At 57.8% G+C, this 18878-nt stretch carries 16 protein-coding genes and 1 tRNA gene; 8 read left to right on the top strand and 9 right to left on the bottom strand.

The annotated features are described in order from the left end of the window. From KSP9073_RS17140 to fabV, 3 genes are all read right to left on the bottom strand, one after another. On the bottom strand, positions 1-2975 hold a 2975-nt coding region (locus KSP9073_RS17140), incomplete at its 3' end, for a retention module-containing protein (RefSeq protein WP_133241048.1). A 277-nt stretch (positions 2976-3252) separates the two neighbouring features. Next, on the bottom strand, positions 3253-3879 hold the full coding sequence (locus tag KSP9073_RS17135; protein WP_243409284.1) for a DUF2959 domain-containing protein: 627 nt from the start codon (positions 3877-3879) through the stop codon (positions 3253-3255). Between the two features lie 56 nt (positions 3880-3935). Continuing rightward, positions 3936-5135: an enoyl-ACP reductase FabV gene (gene fabV / locus KSP9073_RS17130; RefSeq protein WP_108844202.1), complete on the bottom strand. Its 1200-nt coding sequence runs from the start codon at positions 5133-5135 to the stop codon at positions 3936-3938. Positions 5136-5374: 239 nt separating this feature from the next. Between fabV and KSP9073_RS17125 the strand changes: the two genes are divergently transcribed. After that, positions 5375-5788 (top strand): DUF7079 family protein, encoded by a 414-nt coding sequence (locus KSP9073_RS17125; protein WP_108844190.1) that lies wholly within the window; start codon positions 5375-5377, stop codon positions 5786-5788. 73 nt (positions 5789-5861) lie between these two features. On the opposite strand, the gene KSP9073_RS17120 is transcribed toward KSP9073_RS17125, so the two are convergent. Next, positions 5862-8252 (bottom strand): mechanosensitive ion channel domain-containing protein, encoded by a 2391-nt coding sequence (locus KSP9073_RS17120; RefSeq protein WP_243409283.1) that lies wholly within the window; start codon positions 8250-8252, stop codon positions 5862-5864. A gap of 361 nt (positions 8253-8613) precedes the next feature. Here KSP9073_RS17120 and KSP9073_RS17115 point away from each other — a divergent pair, with 361 nt between their 5' ends. The 3 genes from KSP9073_RS17115 to dgcA all read left to right on the top strand — a co-directional run bounded on the left by KSP9073_RS17115 (position 8614) and on the right by dgcA (position 11625). Then, positions 8614-9510 (top strand): LysR family transcriptional regulator, encoded by an 897-nt coding sequence (locus KSP9073_RS17115; protein ID WP_108844189.1) that lies wholly within the window; start codon positions 8614-8616, stop codon positions 9508-9510. Between the two features lie 103 nt (positions 9511-9613). Next, the gene (dgcN, locus tag KSP9073_RS17110) at positions 9614-10648 is read left to right on the top strand and encodes an N-acetyltransferase DgcN (RefSeq protein WP_108844188.1); all 1035 of its coding nucleotides are present in this window, start codon (positions 9614-9616) and stop codon (positions 10646-10648) included. Next, positions 10648-11625, top strand: a complete 978-nt coding sequence (dgcA, locus tag KSP9073_RS17105) for an N-acetyl-D-Glu racemase DgcA (protein WP_108844187.1) — start codon at positions 10648-10650, stop codon at positions 11623-11625. The genes dgcN and dgcA overlap by 1 nt, the downstream gene beginning before the upstream one ends. Positions 11626-11656: 31 nt before the next feature. On the opposite strand, the gene KSP9073_RS17100 is transcribed toward dgcA, so the two are convergent. After that, positions 11657-12154: an NUDIX hydrolase gene (locus tag KSP9073_RS17100; protein WP_108844200.1), complete on the bottom strand. Its 498-nt coding sequence runs from the start codon at positions 12152-12154 to the stop codon at positions 11657-11659. A gap of 680 nt (positions 12155-12834) precedes the next feature. Between KSP9073_RS17100 and KSP9073_RS17090 the strand changes: the two genes are divergently transcribed. Both KSP9073_RS17090 and KSP9073_RS17085 read left to right on the top strand, forming a co-directional pair. Beyond that, positions 12835-13179, top strand: a complete 345-nt coding sequence (locus KSP9073_RS17090; protein ID WP_108844185.1) for an ElaB/YgaM/YqjD family protein — start codon at positions 12835-12837, stop codon at positions 13177-13179. A gap of 189 nt (positions 13180-13368) precedes the next feature. Further along, on the top strand, positions 13369-13779 hold the full coding sequence (locus tag KSP9073_RS17085; protein WP_165814291.1) for a universal stress protein: 411 nt from the start codon (positions 13369-13371) through the stop codon (positions 13777-13779). A 61-nt stretch (positions 13780-13840) separates the two neighbouring features. Here KSP9073_RS17085 and KSP9073_RS17905 read toward each other — a convergent pair whose 3' ends face one another. From KSP9073_RS17905 to KSP9073_RS17070, 4 genes are all read right to left on the bottom strand, one after another. Beyond that, positions 13841-13975 carry a hypothetical protein gene (locus KSP9073_RS17905; protein WP_257789417.1) on the bottom strand — a complete coding sequence of 45 codons (135 nt, stop codon included), beginning with the start codon at positions 13973-13975 and terminating at the stop codon, positions 13841-13843. A 183-nt stretch (positions 13976-14158) separates the two neighbouring features. Further along, positions 14159-15166 (bottom strand): acyltransferase family protein, encoded by a 1008-nt coding sequence (locus KSP9073_RS17080; protein WP_165814290.1) that lies wholly within the window; start codon positions 15164-15166, stop codon positions 14159-14161. A 365-nt stretch (positions 15167-15531) separates the two neighbouring features. After that, on the bottom strand, positions 15532-16263 hold the full coding sequence (locus KSP9073_RS17075; protein ID WP_243409282.1) for a Crp/Fnr family transcriptional regulator: 732 nt from the start codon (positions 16261-16263) through the stop codon (positions 15532-15534). Positions 16264-16397: 134 nt separating this feature from the next. Next, positions 16398-16485 (bottom strand) — tRNA-Leu (locus KSP9073_RS17070). A gap of 109 nt (positions 16486-16594) precedes the next feature. Between KSP9073_RS17070 and queA the strand changes: the two genes are divergently transcribed. Then, positions 16595-17635: a tRNA preQ1(34) S-adenosylmethionine ribosyltransferase-isomerase QueA gene (gene queA / locus KSP9073_RS17065; RefSeq protein WP_108844181.1), complete on the top strand. Its 1041-nt coding sequence runs from the start codon at positions 16595-16597 to the stop codon at positions 17633-17635. A gap of 75 nt (positions 17636-17710) precedes the next feature. Next, entirely contained in the window at positions 17711-18829 is a 1119-nt protein-coding gene (tgt, locus tag KSP9073_RS17060) for a tRNA guanosine(34) transglycosylase Tgt (RefSeq protein WP_207771513.1), read from the top strand. Positions 18830-18878: the final 49 nt, after the last annotated feature.

Below are 18878 nucleotides of genomic sequence, written 5' to 3'. Positions count from 1 at the left end.
ACGCTATAAGGGCGCGTGGTCTCGGCGCTGCCAGTATTGCCTGCCGCATCCGTATGCGAGACAGACGCACTGATAGTGTTGGTGCCTGCAGCTGCCAGTACCGAACCCGGTACCGCCACGCTGAACGTGCCGTTTTGAGCGACCGTTGACGTATAGCTCTGATTGCCCACGCTGATCGTCACCGCATCGCCGGGCGCGGCATCCCCACCGGCACGGCCGGTGATGCTGGCATCTGCTGCCGCTTCGGCGGCATTGATCACGTCATCGTCGGCGATGGTGTCCAGTGAGACCGAAACGGTCGGCAGTTCCGTGCTGGTCGAATAATTGGCCGCCGTATTGGCAGAGCCCACGTTACCCGCCGCGTCGGTATGGCTGACGTCAGCACGAATCGCATCGTTTTGTGCCAGCTGACTGCCAGGCACGTTGATCGAGAAGGTGCCGTCACCGTTCACCGCACCGGTGTAGTTCTGCTGACCCACCGTCAGGGTCACGGTGTCGCCGGCAGCGTATTCACCGCTGACCGAGCCGGTCACCGGAATATCGCGACCGGACTCGTCAGCATTGACGATGTTGTCACCGGCAATGGTGTCGAGCGTGATCGATAGTGCCGGCGGCGTGGTGTCGACGCTATAAGGACGAGTGGTCTCGGCGCTGCCAGTATTGCCAGCGGCGTCAGTATGCGACACGGAGGCCGAGACACTGTTGGCGACGGCAGACGCCAGTACCGAACCCGGTACCGCGACACTAAATGCACCGTTCTGGCCCACAACCGTTGAATAGTTCTGGCTACCGACATTGACGGTGACGGTATCACCGGCCACGGCATCACCACCGGCACGGCCGGTGATGGCAACGTCCTGTCCGGCTTCCGCCGCATTGATCACGTCATCGCCGGCGATGGTGTCCAAAGCAATCGACAACACCGGCATTGCCGTATCGACATCATAACCGCGGGCGGTCGTGGCACTTCCCACGTTACCTGCCGCATCGGTATGACTGATGACAGCGATGACAGCGCTATCCTGCGCGTTCGCCAGCTCACTGCCGGGTACGGAAACGCTAAAGCGGAAGTCGTTTCCCACTGTTGTGGTGTATTGCACCTCGCCAACCAGAAGCGTGACCTGATCGCCAACGGCGGCATCTCCCCCCGCAACACCGGAGAGTACGATCGTCTGGCTGGATTCGGCAGCGCTGACGCTGTCGTCATCGGCGATCGGATCGAGCTGAATCGTTGGTGATGGGGCATCAAGATCGACACTGTAGGGACGGGTCGAACTGGCAGTCACACTGACGTCATCCTCCGTGTGCATTAGCGTCACGGTGACTGACGGATTGCCGGTCAGAAGCAATCCGGGAACCGGGATGGAAAACGACAGACTGTCATCGAGAACGGTTGAGTAAGTGGTATCACCAATGTTGATGGTCACGGCGTCACCAACCGCTGCATCTCCGCCACCTCGCCCCCCGAGCACTATATCTTCCTGCGATTCTGCGCGGTTGATGATGTCGTCAACCGCGATGGTATCAAGTGCCACCGTGACAACAGGCGTTCTGGAAGGGGTCGTATCGCTACCGTCGGCCGGATCAGTCGGCGTGGTCGTACCACCGCCATCAGTCGGATTGGCAGGCGTAGTCGTATCACCACCGTCGGTCGGATTGGCAGGCGTAGTCGTATCACCACCGTCGGTCGGATCGGTCGGCGGGGTCGTATCGCCACCGTCGGTCGGATCCGTCGGCGGGGTCGTATCGCCACCGTCGGTCGGATCGGTCGGCGGGGTCGTATCGCCACCGTCGGTCGGATCCGTCGGCGTGGTCGTGTCGCCACCGTCGGTCGGATCGGTCGGCGTGGTCGCATCGCCATCGTCGGTCGGATCGGTCGGCGTGGTCGCATCGCCACCGTCGGTCGGATCGGTCGGCGTGGTCGTGTCGCCACCGTCGGTCGGATCGGTCGGCGTGGCCGTGCCGCCGCCGGTGTTCGGGTCAGTCGGCGTGGTCGTATCGCCACCGTCGGTCGGATCGGTCGGCGTGGCCGTGCCGCCGCCGGTGTTCGGGTCAGTCGGCGGGGTCGTATCGCCACCGTCGGTCGGATCGGTCGGCGGGGTCGTATCGCCGCCGTCAGTCGGATCGGTCGGATTGGTTGGCGTGGTCGTGCCACCACCTGTGTTCGGATTGGCTGGCGTGGTCGTGCCACCACCTGTGTTCGGATTGGCTGGCGTGGTCGTGCCACCGCCTGTGTTCGGATTGGTTGGCGTGGTCGTGCCGCCGCCGGTGTCCGGATTGGTCGGCGTGGTCGTGCCACCGTCGGTCGGATCCGTCGGCGTGGTCGTGCCACCGCCATCAGTCGGATTGGCAGGCGTGGTCGTGCCACCGTCGGTCGGATTGGCAGGCGTGGTCGTGCCACCGCCGGTGTTCGGACCGGTCGGCGTAGTCGCCCCGCCGCCGGTATTCGGATCAGTAGGGGCTGTCGGCGACGTCGAAGTATCTTCGGCATCACTGTTACCTGCGAAGCCGGAAAAACCAGAAGGTGTTGTGCCGGTATCATTGAAGCTGGCGCTATAGCGATATTCAGTCTGTTGCTCTCGACCGCTGCGGTCCACGTCAAAGGCCTGAGAGAAACCACCGCCTTCTGAGGGGCTGCCGCCACCGCCGGCGTCCGGTGAGGCACCGGCTGCCGGTGCCTGCTGCACCTGCGTGGGATCCTGCCCGGCGGCAATGGCGGCCTGCAGCGCGGCAATTTCAGGATCAACATCTGTCGGCTGCTGTACAACAAGTTCCGGGATGCCTTCGGTGCTGACCAGCGTGGCGGACTGGCCGGCGCGCAGGCTTAGAACAGTGCCATCGGCCAGAATGATCCGTCCCCCGTCGGCGGCCATCAATACTGCATTTTCAGGCAACGCCATTCCCTGGATCACCGGTGTACGCGGATCCAGCAACCACACTACGCCATCAACCCGTACAACCGTATAAGCAGCCATAACGTCCGTCCCTTGTTCCGCCGTATTGCTGACACATTTCAGCACCGGTGAATATATAGCGCCCGCCGTCTTGTTCTAATTACCAATTAACGAGCTTTTTAGGCTTCAATTTCACTATTTAATTAATACTATGAGATCGAAAGTATCAGTTAGCACGAGTATTTATAAAACTTTTCTGAACAATCGATAATGTCCCGGGCCTGAATGGTCGGTTTATTCAGCATAAAAAAAGGGCAGCTCAAAAGAGCTGCCCTTTCAGAATGACAACGGGGTATCGCTAGCTTGTAGGTTCCATACCATCGATAAAGCGATTGGAACGTTCGATCGAGGCCTGCATCTCACGTCTTAGCGTGGCGATCTGGGTTTCAAGCTGGCTGACCTCCCCCTTGAGCGCACCGATGGCGCGAGCATTGAGGTTGTGCTTGAGAAACAGGACATTGTCATGCATAACCGTCAACACCGGCGGCATGGTGTCTTCCGCGCGGTGCATGGCATCAAGCATCTCACTGTAGCGCTGACGTGTCTGCTCAAGTTCCTGCTCGCTTTGCCGCCGGTAGGTCTGGTTCTGATATTGATCCAGCTCACCTTCCCATTCACTGAAAAGCGCCTGCGCCACGCTTTCGATGGCATCGATACGCTGACTCACCCGCTCGGCCGCCGCCTGACTGCGCTCATAATCGGACTCAAGATCGCCATAGGCACGGGATAGCTTGCTTTCGGGCACCGTCACCACGCTTTGATAGCGTTCAAGTGCCGAAGAAAACTGCTCGTCGGCGTCCTGCTGGGCATCACGGGCAGCAACGACCCGATCTGACAGGATATCGCGCTTGTGGACGCCGGCCTGCTCCATGACGTCGTAGTAGGCGCTCTGGCAACCGGACAGCAGCAGGGAGGCCAGCAGCACCCCCGCGGGCGCCCATGTCGTTAAACACGCGTGTCGCAATAACGCCATATTGGACCTCAGAGCTGTACCACGTCGAAATCGACTTTCGGGTTGACGTCGGCATCATAGTCGACATCGTCACGGTCAAAGCCGAACAGCTTGAGGAACTCATGCTTGTAACCGGCGTAGTCGGTCATCTCAAAGACGTTGTCACTGGTCACCTGCGGCCATAGCGCCTTGCATTCATCCTGCACGTCATCGCGAAGCTCGCGGTCGTCCAGACGCAGGCGCCCGGCGTCGTCCAGTGCCGGCAGTTGCTGAGCAGTCAGATGCTCATGGAACAGGCGATTGAGCTGGTCGATCGTGCCTTCATGCAGGTTTTTCTCCTTCATGATGCGATAGACCATGGAAATGTAGAGTGGCATGACCGGAATGGCGGCACTGGCCTGGGTGACCACGGACTTGAGCACGGCGACATTGGCGTGACCGCCCTTCTGGCTCAGGCGTGTATCGAGTGCCTGCGCGGCGCGGTCCAGATCTTCCTTGGCCTTTCCCAGGGAGCCATGCCAGTAGATCGGCCAGGTGATTTCAGTACCGATATAACTGAAGGCGACCGTGCTGGCGCCTTCGGCCAGCACGCCGGCCTGATCAAGGGCGTCGATCCAGAGCTCCCAGTCCTCGCCGCCCATGACGCGGATGGTATTGTCGATCTCTTCCTGCGAGGCAGGTTCGACCGAGGCCTCGATGATCTGGTCCTTGTTGGTGTCCAGCGCCGTGGCCCGATAGGTCTCACCGATCGGCTTGAGAGCCGATTTAACCACTTCGCCGCTGTCGGGCAGCTTGCGCACCGGTGATGCCAGCGAGTAGACCACCAGATCGATCTGGCCGCCCATCTCGTTTTTGATCATCTCGATGGCCTGGGCGCGCGTTTCGTGGGCGAAGGCATCCCCGTTGATCGAGCGGCTATAAAGGCCCTCAGCGCTTGCCAGCCGATCAAAGGCGGCAGAGTTGTACCAGCCGGCCGACCCCGGACGGGTCTCGGTGCCCGGCTTTTCAAAGAACACACCCAGCGTATCGGCACCACATCCGAAGGCAGCCGTAATCCGCGCCGACAGGCCGTAACCGGTAGACGCCCCGATCACCAGTACCTTTTTGGGGCCACCTTCAATGGTGCCGCGCGCGCGCGTGATCTCGATCTGCTCGCGCACGTTTTGCTCGCAGCCGACCGGATGGGTTGTCGTACAGATAAAACCGCGAACCTTGGGATGGATAACCACACTCACCTCTCTTGCCAGAATGGAAACGAACGGCATTTCAACCGACGAAATGCCCTCCAGAAATGCTGCGCCAATAACGGCCGGACAATCGAATGCCCTGCAATACTCAAAATTGAGTCATGGCGGCCTGGCGCGTATTTTACCGGGTACGGGCGCAGGTGTCCGCACAAGCCGGGACCAATGTCCCTGAACCGCTTCAATATTGCAGGGTGAAAACGGTGTCATCTTCTCATGACAACATGAATGACCCCCAGCGTCTGCTCGATCATCGTCGTGACCTCTGGATGGCACTGGCACCGCTGTGGCTCGACCGTGAGCCGGGTGAGCGCGATTACGCCCATATGGCGGATGTCATCGAGCAATATGACTTCACCACGGACGAGCTTGAGCGCATCTATCGCGTCGAGATGTCGCCGGTACTGGTTCGCCATCAGGTGTCACTGGCCGGAGAATGGCGATCCTTCGATGAGGACCAGCTGCTTCGCCAGCTGACCTTTCATGTGTGGAAATTGACCCGGTGGCGCCGGGGTTTCTGGCTACTCTTTTCCGGGTTGACCACCATGATGACGCGCCATCGCTACAATATGCTCATGGAGGTTGTACTCACCCGGCGCAGGATGGCCGCCGAGCAGGAGGTCACCTCTGATGATTGAATCACTGACATGACGCGCACATAAAAAAGGGCATCCATTGGATGCCCTTTTTGTTGCTGACGATCACGTCGATTTAACGATCCACGTCGTTGTCAGCCTCGCTTTCATCGTTATCTTCATCCGGCAGCTTTTCGCTTTCTGTCAGACGGCTGCGCTCTGCCTGTCCGGAGGAAACGGTTTTGGCGCCCTTGCGCGAGGGGGTCTGACCAGCCGCGCCGGCCTGGCCTTCCTCCACCACATAATCGTCGAGCACGTGAACGTTGGCCGGCGGTGCGCCACCGTTCTTGTCCTGCCCGAAATAGAGTGTCGTATGCGGATACGGGATCTCGATACCGGCGGCATCGAAGTGCTTTTTGACCAGACGATTGAACGCACGGCCAACCCCCCACTGCGTACCGGGCTTGGTCTTGATCATGATGCGGATATTGACCGAGCTGTCTGCCAGTGAGATGACGCCCGGTACAGCCATGTCATCGATGACATTGACGGCCTGATCGGGGGTATCCATCAGCTCGGCAAAGGCCTCGCGCAGGTGATGAATGGCGTCATCTACATTCTCGCGATAGGCAATACCGTACTCCCCCACATGGTAGGCAAAGTCACGCATGTAGTTGGACACCGTATCGACCGAGGAGAAAGGGATCACATGGAAGGTACCATCCAGTGTCCTGAGCCCCACCGAACGGATGGTGATCTTCTCGGCCGTGCCGGTCAGGCCTGCCACACCAACGACATCACCGGTATTCATGGCGTTTTCAAGCTGAATGAACACCCCGGTAATGATGTCCTGCACCAGTTTTTGAGCCCCAAATCCGATAGCCAGACCGATCACACCGGCACCGGCAATCAACGGTCCAATATTGATGCCAATCTGCGAGAGCACGATCAGAAGCGTCATGGTCACGATCAGAATGAGGATCGCATTGCGAAACAGAGACAGCAGCGTCTGCTCACGGGCACTTGGCGCAGAAGCCGCACTCAGACGGTGTTCAATGAAGCTTGCCACCACTGTCCAGATCAGCGTGGCAATGAACAGAATAATGGCAACATGCACGATCATGCCGATCGTTTCTGTACCGCTGTCCGAGGCAAGCCAACCCGGCAGGTCAAAGGCATGCCAGGCATCCAGCACAACCAGTACCACGAAAATGCTCAGCAGGATACGCAGACCTCTAAGCGCCTTGGGTACGTAGGAGTTGACGCGTACCTCCAGCATCGGAAGGCGCTCACGCAGACTATCGGACAGGTGAATGCGGCGCGCCAGTGCGATGGTGAGAATCGAGGAAATCAGAATGCCGATCCCGACCGCCAACAGGGTCTGCACGGTGGCATGTGCCATAAAGGGCAGGGCCTGTGCCGGCTGTAACTGGCTGACCACCAGCAAGACGGTGAAATAGGCCAGCGCAAACAGATACCAGGTGCGACCGAGAATACGCAGCAGGGTGCTGAAAAAGGCAAAGCTGGTCTCGTCTGCCCGGGCATTGAGATTGTCGCGCAGCGTCTTGCGGTTTTTCAGAATCACCCGCACGGCATAGATGTAGACGCCAATCATGACAAGCAGACTGACGATCTGCCCGGCTGCCGGTGACAGCATGGCGTTGACCATGGGGACAGCTACCATCAGGCCGTAGCCGGTAATACCCACCACGCGCGCCAGCCAGCGGTTCCAGTACGACGCGGTCTCGCTCGACATCGCAAAAAGGCGCAGCGAGTCATAGCGCGTGGAAAACACCATTCTGATCAAGGCCTTGACGATTTCGACAATAACGAATGCGTTGATAAAGAGCGATTCAGCCCGACCGATTTCTCCAGCCTCGCCGGCAAAAAACAGACTGATCACATAGCCCACGGCACCCGCCAGCAAGATCACAACGACATCGATCAAAAGCGCGCCGACGACAGCACCCCAGCGCCGCAAAAGAGCACCGGCAGCCTGTTTCTGCTCCCTTTCATCGAGTGTTTGCTGAACGTCGTCGTCTTCACCTGCTTCGATCGGCGGCGCCGAAGACGGTGCCGGCTTGCTGGCCACCCAATCATTGATACGACGATAGATGCGTGATACCAGCATTCGGAAAACATAAAAGGCGGCTACCGTCGAGACCACCGCAATCCCGAAGGCGAGCAGAATACTGCCCCAGAGCGACCATGGAAGGCCGGCCCCTTCACCATCCCCGGCAGTGCGGAAGGAGGCGATGGCATTGGTCACATCCTCGGCGACGCCCTGGGCAAAGCCCTGCGTCATCTCGGCAATGCGCCCGCCCAGAGACTGCTCCTGAACCGGTACACCGGCGGCGCCGGAGGCCTGAGCGGCTTCGGAAGACGGCGACTCACCCTGCGCGATACTGCGCAGCTGCGAGATCATTTCGTTACGCGTCTGCTCGTTTTCAAGCAGATCCGCCAGCGCCGCATAAGAAGGTTGACCGGATGCCTGCGAAGCGGCTTCCTGCGTTTGGGGCTCTGCCATTGCGGCAACCGGGACAGTGCACAGCAAAAGCACCATCAGGGGCAGCCGAAGCCAGTAAAACAGCCTCTTTAAAGCCACATGTATTCTCCATGGTCGAATCGGGTAGGTACCGTTGGGCTCGAAAACCCCTTTGCGGCGCACAAGTTTTCATAACCTGGTACAAAAGGCCAGTGCTTTCAAAACGCTGACAAGAGTCTATCGTTCTGTCCTGTTTGTCACCAGTATGTGAGAGACAGCCCTCTGCAAGCGCCCGCGCGCCAAGCCCTGAGGTGAACCTCTGGCTCGTCCGCCTCGGGAGGAGGATGCATGAGCAGCCGACAGCGGTCATCATGGCCAAATCCGTTACCACCCTGGCCTCAACATGAAACTGCGTCATATCGAAGTCTTTCATGCCCTGATCAGCTGTGGCAGCGTCAGCGCTGCCGCCCGGCGGCTCAATGTCTCCCAGCCCAACGTGACGCGCACGCTGGCGCACGCCGAAACCACGCTGGGCGTTCGTTTGTTCGAGCGCCATCCGCGTGGGCTGACCCCAACCCCGGAAGCGCTCCGGCTGTGGCCGGCCATCGAGGCGGCGGTCAAACAGCTGGATGTGGTGGATCAGCTGGGGCGTCAGCTTTCCCATGGCGTGGACCAGCACTTGCGCCTGGGAGCCTCCCATGCACCAGGTCACCTGGTCATGCCGAGTGCCCTGATCGCCCTTCAACGCCAGCTGCCGGCGCTAAGCATTGAGCTGGTCACCTCACACTTTTCCACCCTGTGCGATGAGCTGCTGGCGCATCGGCTGGACATGGCACTGGCATTTGAGCAACCGGCACCGGAAGGCATCGAGTGCGAGCATCTGATGCGCGCACCCATGAAGGCGCTTCTGCCACCGGAGATGAGTGCGCCGGCCCGTTTAACGCTTGAATGGCTCAATGTCCACGGCCTGATTCTGATGCCGGAAGATGACCCCCTGGGCGCCCTGCTGGGCCAGGCCCTCAGGGCGGAGGGTCTGTCTCCGACAGCGCGACTGCGGGTCAAGACCTATAGCGTGATTGCCGAGCTGGTCATTGCCGGCGGCGGCACGGGCATCGTTGACCCTTTCACGGCCGAGCGTTACCGCGACCGGCTTCAGGTATTGCCGCTGGCCCCAGCGCTGGACATGAATGTGGCCCTGTTAAGGGCACTTCATGTGCCTCAGCCTCACGCTGCCCATCAACTACGAACGCTTTTAATCGAACAGCTCTCGCTTCATGCCCGGCGTTGGCAGACAAGTTAGCCGTCAGGTATACGCAATGGTTATACCGAAGCGACAAAACAGCATTCGAAGCTATGGCGATTATCGTCGACACTGACACGATTCCCATTTTTCGGAGCCAGTGATGACAAGCCAGCCCTACCGCCCTGCCGATATTGTTTCACCCTACCTGCTGTTTCTGGGCGACATCGAAGACAGCGTGTCGGCCAAGATGGCTCGCGCCGTAGTGATCTGGCGTCCTGAAAAGGCAGTCGGTCAACTGCGCATGACCGAGCAGACCGCCAGCGTTGGCATAGAGGATCTGAGCATCGAGGAAGCGGTTGCTCGTGGCGCACGCACACTGGTCATTGGCGTGGCAAACTCGGGCGGCAAGCTGCCGGCACACTGGCGTGATGTCATCTGTCAGGCCATCGAACACGGCATGGACGTGGCCAGCGGCATGCATCAGCGCCTTGATGCCATTGAAGGGGTGGCACAGCTGGCACGTGAGCATGGGGTCACACTTCATGACATCCGTCACAGCCACCCGCCGCTGGAGGTGGGCACCGGCGAACCCCGTAGCGGCAAGCGCATACTGACCATCGGTACCGACTGTTCGCTGGGCAAGATGTTCAGCTCACTGGCTCTGCAGCGTGGGCTCGAAAACGCCGGACTCAAGGCACGCTTTCGTGCCACCGGGCAGTGCGGCGTGCTGGTGGCCGGTGAAGGCGTGGCCATCGATGCCGTCATTGCCGATTTCATTTCTGGTGCCGTGGAGTGGCTCAGTCCGGCCGGTGACAACGCTCAGTGGGATATCATCGAGGGTCAAGGTTCACTGTTTCATCCGGCCTATGCCGGCGTCAGTCTCGGCCTGCTACACGGGGCACAGCCCGACTACATCGTGATGTGCCATGAACTGGGCCGACCCCATATGCGCCACCTGCCCAATCGCCCCATGCCTGATATGGCCGAATGTATCGATGCCAACCTGAGTGCGGCTCGAGTGACCAATCGTGATGTGAAGCTCGCCGGCTTTTCCGTCAACACTTCTCAGGTGGATGAAGAGACCGCCAGGCGTGAGCTTTCGTCATTGAGCCAGCAGTTTGGCGTCCCGGCCACCGACCCCATTCGCTTTGGCATCGAACCACTGGTTGCCGCCTTTACGACAGGAGCCGTGTAATGCGTACGCTCAAGCGCTACACCCAGACATGGCAGCTGGATCGGCCGTTCGTGATTGCTCGTGGTGCCAGTACCTCGATCGAGGTGATCCGCGTCGAGATCCACCAGGACGGGTATGTCGGTACAGGAGAAAGCAAGCCGACCCCACGCTATGGCCACAGCGCGGAGTCGGTCATGGCAGATATCGATGAAGTATCGCTGGCCATCGAACAGGGTATTGATCGCAAGGCACTGCTTGAGCGCCTGCCGGCGGGCCCTGCGCGCAATGCGCTGGACTGCGCCCTGTGGTCACTGGAGTGCGCCATGGAAGGCACGACACCGACGGCGCGTCTTGGCCCGCCAATCGGACGGGAAATCGTCACGGCCCACACCATCTCTATCGCCACACCGGAAGAGATGGCCGAGGCGGCTTGTCAGGAACTGGCACAGGGCGCGCAGCTTTTGAAGATCAAGCTCAACGATGAACTGGTCGTCGAGCGGGTGCGTGCCGTGCGGGACGCGGCTCCGAACGCGCGCATCATTATTGATGCCAACGAATCATGGTCACCGGAAAGCGTGGAGAACTACTGTCAGGCACTGGCACAACTCGATGTCGAAATGATCGAGCAGCCCTTGCCTGCCGGAGAGGATGGTGTACTGGCCGACTTTGCCCACCCGGTGGCACTGTGCGCCGATGAAAGCTGCCACACCCGGGAGGATATCGCCCTGCTGAGTGACCGCTACGAGATGATCAACATCAAGCTCGACAAGAGCGGCGGCCTGACCGAAGCCCTGGCCATGATCAATGAAGCTCGCCAGCATGATATGGCCATCATGGTGGGCTGCATGCTGGGCACTTCCATGGCCATGCGCGCAGCCCTGCCGGTCGCCGCCCACGCCGCCATCGTTGATCTGGATGGCCCAATCTGGCTATCAGGTGATGATATTCCGGCGCTCGACTATCGCAATGGCTGGGTGAGAGAAACACACGAAGCCTGATGGCGCATGATGCCTGCCCTCGGGCAGGCATCTATAGCCAAAATCCCTGATCGACAAGGACTTTCAGGGCCCGGCGCGAATCAGGCGTGGCATCCTCGACCGCCAGCGCCTCACCAAGCGTCAGCCACTCGATACCTGACACTTCACTGGGCTGAAGCGTCATGGGTTGATTGTAATAACGCGCCAGAAAAACACTGCCAAAGGCATTCATGCCTTCTTCAAAATGAAGTTTCAGGCAATAATTCAGCGCCAGTGACAGTCCCAGCTCCTCCTGAAGCTCCCGACGCGCGGCAAATGCCATGGATTCGCCGGCATCGACTACCCCACCGGCACAAAGGTCGCGATAGCCCGGAAAAATGTCCTTCCAGGGTGTGCGGCGCTGCACGCAAAGCCTGTCATGCTGATCGACGACAAAAATGTAGACCGCGCGATGCCACATCTGTAATCGGCGCATATCACATCGACGTGCGCTGCCTACGGGCCGATTCAGGGCATCCACAATCTGGACACGTACACGCAATGATCCCATGACAGCGCTCTCCGAGAATAAAGCGAACAATGTTACGCCTGACCATCGCTGATTCGAAGACCGTCCCTATCACTATATGCCCCTACGATATGAGACTCGGAGCGCCTGCGATCCAAAACGCGGGCATAAAAAAGGCCTCGATTAACGAAGCCAGCCAGAAGCCATGATATTAAAGCGATATCAGGATAAAACGAGAGGCACGATGACAGGACGTCATCTGCAGGTGTCATCAGTGACAGCATCAGGCGCCATCCATGGCGTCTTCAACCACTTTTCCTTCCCTGGAAAATCCTGCTCCTGATGAGGCGAAAGCGTCCTGCCTTCTGTCTGCATCCCTGCGGTGTAAGGATGGTAACACTGGTAGAACTGTTGTCCATATTTTTCAAACAAAATCGGTTTTTTAATTTTCAAAACTCATGAGAAGTTAAAAAAAACCGTTTTCCTGTGCAGCAGTTATACAAGGTATGACAGCCTGTTGTCAGCATCATGAAGACCAGGTTAAGTGTTTTGATCTGAACTACGCTTGGGTACAGTGTCCAATCAGGTAGCGCAGGTCACGACAACTGCGGCTGGCGCTGCAAAAACCAGAAAGACACCCACGTTTTCAGTGACCTATACTGACCAGAGCACGTCCGGTAGTGACCTGAAACAAGCCTGAGCACGTCAACGGAGGACATCAGATGGGCATTTTTTCATCCAGCGATAACCGAGCTACTCGTCGACTCAAGGATTACGAAAAGGAGCTGAACAAGCGAGGCGCGCGCGCACTGGCGCGTTATGAAGATGAGCTTGATTCAGCAGGTCAAAAGGTACGCAGTCGTCTCAAGGGGGCCGGTGATCAACTGGGTCAACGCTGGCATCAGGCTCGTGACCGGGTAGAAGATGAAGGGCATCGCGCCTGGGAACTGACCGAAGAAGGCGCGCGAGACCTGGACCGCCACGTGCATGAAAATGCCTGGAGCTATATTGGCGCAGGCGCTGCCATTGGCGTGGTGGCAGGTCTTTTGCTGGGTCGTCGATTCTGATTGGTGACGCCCCCCTGTACGCCCGCCCCTTCAGGTGCGGGCGTTTTAGTATCTGCCCTTCTCATTACGGCTTATCCATGCCGATTCCATGAGCATGACGGCAGATCCCCATGACAGACACGGCTTCAGTTTTATATTTGTGAAGCACGTGATGACAGTGACATGACACGGACAACAGGAGGCCAATTGATGTATCGCACAATTCTCGTACCACTGGATGGATCCGGGAATGCCAACAAGGCACTGGACATCGCCGCGCATCTGGCGCGTGCCAACCATGCCAGACTTTATCTGCTACACGTGCCGGTCATTACTGAAAAGAATGACGACTCTCTGGTAACGAGCCCTTCGCAAAACGATGCTGCCATGCAGCTGATTCAAACAGCGCTTGAGACCATTGACGTTTCAGACCTTGATACCAGCATTCTTGTTCGCAAGGGCACCCCTGCCGAGGTCATTGAGCGTGAAGCGCACCGGTTAGACGCCGATGCCATCATCATGGGCTACAAGGGGCTGGGCAGGACATCAAACGAAAAGGGCGGCAGCGTTTCCGCAGCAGTCAATCATCGCGCTGCCTGTCGTGTCGTCACGGTCAGATAAAGTGCCATAGCTCGCACATGTCATTGCGACATGCCGAGCTTTGAGTACTGCGGCGCTTCCTTCAGTGCCGAGAGCGTTTTTCCTCGCGCCAGCGCCGCAGTATTTTGAAAAGCACCATGACCAGCAGCGGGAAGAATAAAAGCGTCAGGATCGCGCCTGTCGTAATAAAGAAAAAGTGCAGTACGCCCTCGCTCATGACCACTCCCATTCAGGCCCTGAAAGACATGGTCGGAATATCTTGCCGGCCACATGAATGCCGACATTCTAGGGGCTTTCAGGGTTGGTTGCACTTGTCGGCGTAGGCTGGCCTTTTGCCTAAAAAGCACATGACCGGCTCGAAGCCGGTCATGCAATCAGTTGAATTCCCTTCAGCGCCCTGTTAACGAGCGACGCTCGCATTGCCGATGCGCGCATCGGATCGGCCGGCTTTTTTGCGGTTGATCAATACATTGGCAGTAAACAGTAACGATACCAGCTTGCTGCGATTATTCATGACCGCGGCCAATGAACTGACGGCCAGTACGCCAAGGAAGTAGATCGGAAAAACCATATCCGGATTGCCGTGTACCACTCGAGCGAGCACCACGGGCGCCACCCAGGTCACCGGGAAATGCACGAGAAAAAGCACCAGAGAGTTACGACCGAACCATTCAAAGGGACGCAGTACCGGAGCCACCCATTTAAACGTAACGAGACGCAGCAGTACCAGGGTCATCGCCAGTGCCAGCACCATGGAAATGGGCTGATAGGCGCCACCGGTGGCCACAAGGCCGTGATATGCCATGACATACCAGGTCACCAGACCCGCCAGCGCCAGAACAGCGAACCAGCTGGTACGCTCGATAAAATGCTTGAAAGCCTCCAGATGATAGCCCAGCACGCCGCCGAGAATGAAAAACGGCAGGTGAAATATAAAGCGGTCGAACTCGGTATCCTTCAAGACCAGATAGAGCGCCAGCGATCCCAGAATGGAAACACTCCAATGTAACCTGAGAACAAAATAGGCGATAACGTAATAAAAGAAGATGTAATAAATAAACCACAGATAGGCCATGGGCTCAAAAAACAGCGAATGCCAGAACTCGACAACAGGTTTGCCGTTAAAATGCGCTCTATATATAAAAAGGCCGTAGGAAATGATTGACCAGATCACATAGGGATAAAGAATCCCCGACATCTTGCCCTTGAAGTAGCGATCGGCGCCCTTGCGCATGGAGCCTGCCACCAGCAGACCCGAGAGCAGCATCAGTGCCGGCATTCTGAACGGTGAAAAATAACCGTTGATCTGGGTAAATACTGGATCAAGATCATCAAACTTGAGCGCCATCGAATCGGCACTGTGTAAATAAACCACCATGGTAATGGCAAGCCCTCTCAGGGCATCCATCCACGTTATACGACCCCTTCCCGGAGTTGATGAAACATTTGCTCTGGCCATTACCGGACCCTCTGTCAGACGACACTGGCAGAGGAAACTAATGTAAGAAAGGAAAATAAAATATGCTGATTCGCCAGTTTCAGCAGGAATTAACGCCGGAGTATTAAAAATAAAACAATAGTGACAATCGGCATTACAATTAAATACTGACTCGACCCGATTTAAACCTTCAATTTCATGATGGAAAACCAGTCTATAACACGTCCCATGAATTAATTTTTTAACACTTTGGAAGTTTACGGCGTAAATCTTGCTATGCGGCCAGCGTCCTCAAGTATCCAAGGCTGCCATGTGACAGCCCGAATCCCGAGATTTCAGGCATCAGGGCCTTTTGGCTGCATCCGAAGGTAGCCTTCTCTGAAATCGGAAAACGCCATCAAACGATCAATATCCGGAATGTTGACCTGATGCCGATCCCGGTAAACCAGCGACTGCTCACGCAATGAAGAAAACACCCGGCTGACATGGACCGGGGTTAATCCCATCAGATCCGCCAGCATCTGCTGTGACAGCGGCAGCCTGAACTCGTTGAGCGCACCATCATTGGTCTTGGACAGACGGCTGCGGGTTTCGCAAAGAAAATGGGCCAGCTTGCTTTGCGCGTTTCTACGACCCAGGTTGACCATGCGCTCGACCAACATGGATTGCTGGATGCCCGAAATGGCAAAAAAGATACTGGTCAGCCGACCGGATTTATCGAAAACGTCATCGAGATGACAGTGTGGAAAGCGACAGAACGTGCAATCGGTAATGGCTTCAATGGTCGATTGATGCGCATCGAGAGCGTATTCACGAAGGCCAATGACGTCTCCGGGCATAAAAATGTCCAGAATCATTCTGCTGCCGTCTTCCAGCACATAGCTGCTGTAAGCCCAACCCTTGCTCAATACCGCCATCTCTTCGGCGCGCCCGCCCTCACGCCACAGCGCATCGCCGCTTTTGAGCTGCTCTGGAGATTTCTCAAGCGTACTCAAAAGCTCGATTTCCGATTCGGAGAGATCAGCAAAATATTGAAAATGCCGAACCATGCAGCTTTGATGTGACACTCGCAATCTCCTCTGTCATGAGCGTTTAAAACGGATACAACAGACAAGAATACACGCCTTGCCGGGGAAAATGGCAAGCAAAGAAACAGGAAGGGGAAATGATTCTGGAAGAAACAACAACAAATAAATAGAGATGGTGCCGGTGGTCGGACTCGAACCGACACGGAGGATTAGTCCGGCGGATTTTGAATCCGCTGCGTCTACCAATTTCGCCACACCGGCAGTGTTGCGCGAGGCGTATTATACGAACCCTGTCCAACACGTCAATGACGCAGACCATTGGCATCCGCTATCATGCCCGCCCCTTGACGCCACAGACTCTTGATAAGCCATGCAGCGCGCCGACTTTCACTTTGATCTGCCCAACGAACTGATTGCCCGCTATCCCAGCGACCAGCGCAGTGACTGCCGTCTGCTGTGCGTCGATGGTGACAGCGGCCATCTTGAACACACACGCTTTCCAGAACTTTTAGAGCATCTGGCGCCGGGCGACCTGGTGGTGTTCAACGACACTCGCGTTATTCCCGCACGCCTTTTCGGTCACAAGGACAGTGGCGGACGCGTCGAGATGCTTCTGGAGCGGCCTCTGGATGCCCACCGGGGTCTGGCGCATCTGCGCGCCAGCAAGGCCCCGAAGATCGGCACCCGCATCGTGTTCGAAGGGGAAGTCCATGCGGTGGTAGAAGGCCGGCGTGATGCGCTTTTCGAGCTGAAGTTTGAAGGGGAGACGCCGCTGGTCGCGCTGCTGGAGGCACATGGCCACATGCCCCTGCCGCCCTATATCGAGCGCGAAGACGAGCATACCGACCGGGAGCGCTATCAGACCGTGTATGCCCGCCATGACGGCGCAGTGGCAGCCCCCACCGCCGGCCTTCACTTCGATGAGCCAATGCTTGAGGCGATGGAACAACGAGGCATCGAAAAGGCGTTCGTCACATTGCATGTGGGGGCCGGCACCTTTCAGCCTGTTCGAGTCGACAACATTCTCGAGCATCACATGCACAGCGAATGGATCGAGGTCAGCGAGGCGACGGCCGAGCAGGTCCGTGCCGCCCAGGACCGTGGCAACCGGGTGATTGCGGTAGGCACCACCAGTGTGCGCTGCCTGGAAAGTGCCTGCCGGCACAGCAGCAATGATCGGATCGAGGCCTTCAGCGGCGACACGGATATTTTTATCTATCCGGGTTATCAATGGCAGTGCGTGGATGCCCTGATTACCAATTTTCATCTGCCGGAATCAACGCTTTTGATGCTAGTGGCCTCCTTTGCAGGATATGACCATGTCATGCAGGCCTACCAGGCAGCAGTAGACGAGCGCTACGCCTTTTTCAGCTATGGCGACGCCATGTATCTCACGCGTCAGCGCGACTGAACCGCCGTCGCGCCGCGACCTTGTATTGATGATTTTCAAGTACCGACAGGATCTTTCATGAGACAGGACTGTTTCATGCGTTTTGAGCGCATGGCAACCGATGGCCGCGCCCGCCGAGGGCGTCTGACCTTTCCGCGTGGCAGCATTGAAACGCCCGCCTTCATGCCGGTAGGCACGTATGGCACCGTCAAGGGCATGACGCCGAAGGATGTCGAAGCCATTGGCGCCGAAATCATTCTGGGCAATACCTTTCACCTCTGGCTGCGTCCGGGTACCGAGGTCATCGAAGCCCATGGCGACCTGCATGACTTTGCCCAGTGGCACAAGCCGATTCTGACCGACTCGGGCGGCTTTCAGGTGTTCTCGCTGGGCGACATGCGCAAGATCACCGAGCAGGGGGTTCACTTTCGCTCCCCGGTCAATGGCGCCAAGGTCTTCATGGGTCCTGAAGAGTCGATGGCGGTTCAGCGTTCGCTGGGCTCTGACATCGTCATGATCTTTGATGAATGCACCCCCTATCCGGCCACATTCGAGGAAGCAAAGACCTCGATGGAGCTGTCCCTTCGCTGGGCGCAGCGTTCGCTGGACGCCCATGGCGACTCCCCTTCTGCACTGTTTGGCATCATTCAGGGCGGCATGTATCGGGAGCTGCGCGAGCGCTCGCTGGAAGGCCTTGAGCAGATCGGCTTTGACGGTCTGGCCATTGGTGGCCTGTCGGTCGGCGAGCCCAAGGAAGAGATGATCAAGGTGCTGGATTATCTGCCGGGGCTGATGCCGGACGACAAGCCGCGCTATCTGATGGGGGTGGGCCGACCAGAGGATCTGGTCGAAGGCGTGCGGCGCGGCGTCGACATGTTTGACTGCGTCATGCCGACCCGTAACGCCCGCAACGGCCATCTCTTCACCTTTGATGGCGTCATTCGCATTCGCAACGCCGCGCATCGCCATGACACGCGTGCTCTGGAAGAAGGCTGCGACTGCTATACCTGTCAGAACTTTTCACGCGCCTACCTGCATCACCTCGACCGCTGCGGCGAAATGCTGGGCGCACAGCTCAATACCATCCACAATCTGCGACATTATCAGCAGCTGATGAGTGGTTTGCGCGGGGCTATCGAAGCGGGTACATTGGCGGACTTCGTGGCAGCGTTCTATGCGCGCCGGGGCCTTGAGGTCCCGCCACTTGAGGCGTAAACGGCTTATAACAGAGCACCACTGAACAAGATCATTCCTAGAGGAAACC

The organism is Kushneria phyllosphaerae (genome assembly GCF_900312995.1).
Taxonomy (GTDB): Bacteria; Pseudomonadota; Gammaproteobacteria; order Pseudomonadales; family Halomonadaceae; genus Kushneria; species Kushneria phyllosphaerae.
This window is presented reverse-complemented; position numbering and strand designations above follow the sequence as displayed.

What these genes read in the sequence shown, in the direction of transcription:
- KSP9073_RS17125 (WP_108844190.1), top strand. Translation starts at nt 5,375, where the DNA reads ATGAATGACCCCCAGCGTCTGCTCGATCATCGTCGTGACCTCTGGATG.
- KSP9073_RS17120 (WP_243409283.1), bottom strand. Translation starts at nt 8,252, where the DNA reads ATGGCAGAGCCCCAAACGCAGGAAGCCGCTTCGCAGGCATCCGGTCAA.
- KSP9073_RS17115 (WP_108844189.1), top strand. Translation starts at nt 8,614, where the DNA reads ATGAAACTGCGTCATATCGAAGTCTTTCATGCCCTGATCAGCTGTGGC.
- dgcN (WP_108844188.1), top strand. Translation starts at nt 9,614, where the DNA reads ATGACAAGCCAGCCCTACCGCCCTGCCGATATTGTTTCACCCTACCTG.
- dgcA (WP_108844187.1), top strand. Translation starts at nt 10,648, where the DNA reads ATGCGTACGCTCAAGCGCTACACCCAGACATGGCAGCTGGATCGGCCG.
- KSP9073_RS17100 (WP_108844200.1), bottom strand. Translation starts at nt 12,154, where the DNA reads ATGGGATCATTGCGTGTACGTGTCCAGATTGTGGATGCCCTGAATCGG.
- KSP9073_RS17090 (WP_108844185.1), top strand. Translation starts at nt 12,835, where the DNA reads ATGGGCATTTTTTCATCCAGCGATAACCGAGCTACTCGTCGACTCAAG.
- KSP9073_RS17085 (WP_165814291.1), top strand. Translation starts at nt 13,369, where the DNA reads ATGTATCGCACAATTCTCGTACCACTGGATGGATCCGGGAATGCCAAC.
- KSP9073_RS17905 (WP_257789417.1), bottom strand. Translation starts at nt 13,975, where the DNA reads ATGAGCGAGGGCGTACTGCACTTTTTCTTTATTACGACAGGCGCGATC.
- KSP9073_RS17080 (WP_165814290.1), bottom strand. Translation starts at nt 15,166, where the DNA reads ATGGATGCCCTGAGAGGGCTTGCCATTACCATGGTGGTTTATTTACAC.
- queA (WP_108844181.1), top strand. Translation starts at nt 16,595, where the DNA reads ATGCAGCGCGCCGACTTTCACTTTGATCTGCCCAACGAACTGATTGCC.
- tgt (WP_207771513.1), top strand. Translation starts at nt 17,711, where the DNA reads ATGCGTTTTGAGCGCATGGCAACCGATGGCCGCGCCCGCCGAGGGCGT.